We start from the raw sequence: 4,080 nt of genomic DNA, 5'->3' as shown, positions 1-4,080 counted from the left end.
CTTTGATTCACAATCACGTCGCCACACATCTTTTGCGGGGGTTGAAGTTGTTCCTGTTGTTGAACAGAGCGATCATATTGAAATCGATGAGAAAGAAATCCGCGTCGATGTTTATCGCTCATCAGGACCTGGTGGGCAAGGTGTTAACACCACAGACTCTGCTGTCCGCTTGACCCACATTCCAACTGGAATTGTTGTTTCCTGTCAGAACGAACGTTCGCAGATTCAAAATAAAGCGACCGCAATGGCTGTTCTGCAGTCAAAGTTATTGGAACGTCGTCGCCAAGAAGAGCAAGCGAAGATCAATGCACTTAAGGGCGATAACAGCGGTTCATGGGGAAATCAGATGCGCTCCTATGTTCTTGCGCCCTATCAAATGGTGAAAGATCTCCGTAATAATCACGAGACGGGAAATACTTCTGCAGTTCTGGATGGGGAGATAGATGACTTTATTGAGGCGGGCATCCGCTGGCGCCGCTCATCTGCTTCATAACTTGTAATAACTCACACCTTTTTCTGAGCGTGAGCCACGCTCATTTCCGCTCTTTGTCAGGTTAAGTGCTCTAAACTCCAACTTGTTCATATTTTGAGGAGTTCAGATTGATTCGCTTTGAAAACGTTACGAAGGTCTATGCAGGCCAGGAGCGTCCCGCTCTTGATAGCGTCAACCTCGAAATCACAAAAGGCGAGTTCGTCTTTCTCGTTGGAAAGTCCGGTTCAGGTAAGTCCACATTCTTGCGTTTGATCCTCCGTGAAGAGCGTCCAACATCAGGCATAATTCATGTCGCAGGTAAGGATCTCGGTTCACTTGCCAATCACAAGGTGCCAGAGCTTCGTCGCCAGGTCGGCACCGTTTTCCAGGATTTCCGCCTTCTCCCTAATAAGACAATTTCAGAGAACATCGCTTTCTCACTGCATGTACTCGGTTATTCGCAGAAGGAAATCAACCGCGAAGTTCCAGAGATGCTCGAGCTTGTAGGCCTTGAAGATAAGGGCGACCGCTTGCCATCAGAGATTTCAGGTGGAGAACAGCAGCGCGTAGCAATTGCACGTGCATATGTCACAAAGCCCCCAATCATTATCGCTGACGAACCAACAGGAAACCTCGACCCAGAGCTATCCGTTGGCATCATGAAGTTGCTGGATCGCATTAATCGCGAGGGCACCACAGTTTTAATGGCAACGCACGATTCAGGAATTGTTGATCAGATGCGTAAGCGCGTGATTGAGCTTGATAGTGGACATGTCATCCGCGACCAGGTTCGTGGCGTTTATGGATACACGGGCTAACGGCGAACGAAATTAAAAGAATTAGAGAGACAGGATAAAAAACATGCGCGCAGGTTTCCTCTTTAAAGAAGTTCGTATTGGACTTCGACGTAACCTCACAATGACATTTGCTGTCGTTGTCACAGTTGCTATCTCACTTTCACTTCTTGGTATCGGCTTGCTCTCAAATGCACAGGTCAATGCGATGAAGGATTATTGGTACGACAAGATTGAAGTTTCTGTCTTCCTTTGCGGAACTCTCTCCGAGTCGCCAACATGCGCAAACGGAGTAGTTACGCCAGATCAGCGTGCATCAATCAAGACAGATTTAGAGGCGCTGCCTGTTGTTCAGAGCGTCTTCTACGAATCACAGACTGAGGCATTTGCTCGCTTTAAAGAGCGTTTTAAGAACTCTGCAATTGCACAGAATGTGACAGCGGATCAGCTTCCAGAATCATTCCGAGTGAAGTTGAAAGACCCAACTCAGTTCGATGTTGTTGTCAGTGCTTTCTCTGGTCGCCCAGGTGTAGATATTGTTCAAGACCAGCGCACAATTCTTGAGAAGTTCTTCAAGCTTCTTGATGTTTTGCGTAACGGTGCGCTTCTTGTCGGTCTCTTCTCTGTGCTGACCGCAGCGCTTTTGATATCAAATACTCTTCGCATCGCAGCCTTTAACCGTCGTCGCGAAACCGGTGTGATGAAGCTTGTAGGCGCGAGCTCATGGTCAATTCAGCTCCCATTCTTGCTTGAAGGAGTCTTCTCAGCAGTTCTTGGCTGGGTATTTGCAACAGGGCTCTTGAGCGGGCTGAAGTATGTAGTCGATACAAAGGTTGCACCTCTTCTGACATTCACTAAGTTCTTTGCATGGAATCAGGTGTGGATCTCATCTGCCATCTTGCTGGGAGTCGGACTCTTTGTCTCGATTCTCGCCTCGCTCGTCACGCTTCGCCGTTATCTCAAGGTTTAGGGCGGCTGCCTTCCACCCTGCTCAAGTAGACTCCTCGCATGGTTAAGGAGAAGGGTCAAAAGCTCATCGCGCAGAACAAAAAGGCGCGCCATGATTACGCCATCCTTGATACCTACGAGTGTGGAATTGTTTTGATGGGCACAGAAGTGAAATCACTTCGCGCAGGCCGTGCTTCACTTATCGACGGTTTTGTCATGGTTGAAAATGGCGAGCTCTGGATGCATGGAGTCCATATTCCTGAATACACAGAAGGAACTTGGACCAACCACACTCCGCGCCGTAAGCGAAAACTGCTTGTGCATCGCGAAGAGATTCGCAAGATTGCAGCGAAGACAAAAGATTCTGGAATTACCTTGGTACCGCTTCAGCTTTACTTTAAAGATGGTCGCGCAAAGGTAGAGATCGCTGTTGCGAAAGGTAAGAAGGCGCATGACAAGCGAGATACTATGCTGGAACAACAAGCTACCCGCGAAATCGAGCGCGAGATTTCATATCGTGCCAGTGGCAAGAACCGTAGTGGTCGGGACGATTGGTAAGGGATAAGGCCCGCCAGTTTTCTAATGACTACATCGTCGGTTCCATCACCTTTGATTATCGAAACGGAGCGTTTAATTCTTCGCCCACTGCACATGAGCGATGTCGATGACCTTTATGAATATCAATCCGATGCCAAGATAGTTCGATACATCCCTTGGGAAGAGCGCAGCCGCGAGCAGGTGGCGCACTTTCTTGAGAAGGCGATCAATACTTGCAAGATCGAACAACGAGATGATGGCGACTTCATTGTTTTGGCTTGGGAGTTGAAAGATCTATCAAGAGATTCAAAATGCGAAAAGACAACTTCCCTTGAAAGTTATCGCCCGGGAAAGGTAATTGGTCAATCCAATACCAGCCTAAAATCAACAACAGATCAGTTGGCAGATATCGGTTGGGTGACCCATCCTGATTACCATCGACAAGGTTTTGCGTATGAAGCTACTCGTGCGCTGATGAAGTACGTTTTCGATAATTTCCCAGTTCATCGCATCATCGCTGATATCGATACCCGCAATCCAGAATCTGCAAAGTTGGCAGAGAAGTTAGGGATGCGCCGCGAAGGCGAGTTCATTAACTCTGAATTCTTTAAAGGGGATTGGTGTTCTATGTGGCTCTTCGCGATTCTCAAAGAAGAGTTCAACTCTCAGTAGTTTCTCCAACGCCGTTCCGTAACTCATCTTTGAGCGCGGATTTAACCGAAATTATTGGGAATTTCCCTCTTCTCCTTTTTGTTCAATACAATTGCAGCACAAATAAATAGGGGGTGAACGGTCTCGACTTTAGCTGTTGAGACAGGGGAAGCGTGTCGAGGAAGCCGGGATGATCTCGTAAACCATGAAACCTGTGCACACATAACTGCAGACAACAGTCGCAGTGATTTCGCACTAGCTGCATAAGCTAGTCCCAAATCCGTCAGCCTAGGGGCGCTCTCGCTCTAGAACCTGGCGTCGTTAGAGAGCTCTTCATCTGCGTGGCGTTGCGAACGCGTAGAGAGAACAGTTTCGTAACTGAGTTCGTTGAATACTTGTGTTTGAGAGATTCAGGACTGAGAAAACGTAAATAACACTACACACGTAGAAGCCCTGTTTGAGCTCTGAAGGACCCGGGTTCGATTCCCGGCACCTCCACGACGAGCGAGGAACGAAAAGTGCTTGCACTTTTCTTCCGAGCGAGGAGTGGGAGGTTGAGCGCACGAAGTGCGCGAATACCTCCACGACAGATCAACTCTCCTTCTTCACTACGCGTAAGTGGGAGTTTGAGCGCACGTAGTGCGCGAATACCTCCACGACAATTTAAGTCGCACTCAG

Annotated in this window: 5 protein-coding genes and 1 other RNA gene; all 6 read left to right on the top strand. The window is 48.2% G+C overall.

Features of this window, described 5'->3' with window-relative positions; translation table 11 throughout:
* On the top strand, nt 1-493 hold a 493-nt coding region (locus ACKOVI_RS02220; protein ID WP_509602383.1), incomplete at its 5' end, for a peptide chain release factor-like protein.
* A gap of 107 nt (nt 494-600) precedes the next feature.
* On the top strand, nt 601-1,290 hold the full coding sequence (gene ftsE, locus ACKOVI_RS02215; RefSeq protein ID WP_509602382.1) for a cell division ATP-binding protein FtsE: 690 nt from the start codon (nt 601-603) through the stop codon (nt 1,288-1,290).
* A gap of 43 nt (nt 1,291-1,333) precedes the next feature.
* On the top strand, nt 1,334-2,236 hold the full coding sequence (ftsX, locus tag ACKOVI_RS02210; RefSeq protein WP_509602381.1) for a permease-like cell division protein FtsX: 903 nt from the start codon (nt 1,334-1,336) through the stop codon (nt 2,234-2,236).
* Nucleotides 2,237-2,274: 38 nt separating this feature from the next.
* Entirely contained in the window at nt 2,275-2,772 is a 498-nt protein-coding gene (smpB, locus tag ACKOVI_RS02205; protein WP_509602380.1) for an SsrA-binding protein SmpB, read from the top strand.
* Between the two features lie 24 nt (nt 2,773-2,796).
* Nucleotides 2,797-3,423, top strand: a complete 627-nt coding sequence (locus ACKOVI_RS02200; protein ID WP_509602379.1) for a GNAT family N-acetyltransferase — start codon at nt 2,797-2,799, stop codon at nt 3,421-3,423.
* 109 nt (nt 3,424-3,532) lie between these two features.
* Nucleotides 3,533-3,903: a transfer-messenger RNA gene (gene ssrA, locus ACKOVI_RS02195) on the top strand.
* Nucleotides 3,904-4,080: the final 177 nt, after the last annotated feature.

It is taken from the genome of Candidatus Planktophila sp. (assembly GCF_046070465.1).
Taxonomy (GTDB): Bacteria; Actinomycetota; Actinomycetes; order Nanopelagicales; family Nanopelagicaceae; genus Planktophila.
Note: the sequence above shows the minus strand (reverse complement) of the source record. Positions and strands in the feature narration are given on the sequence as shown.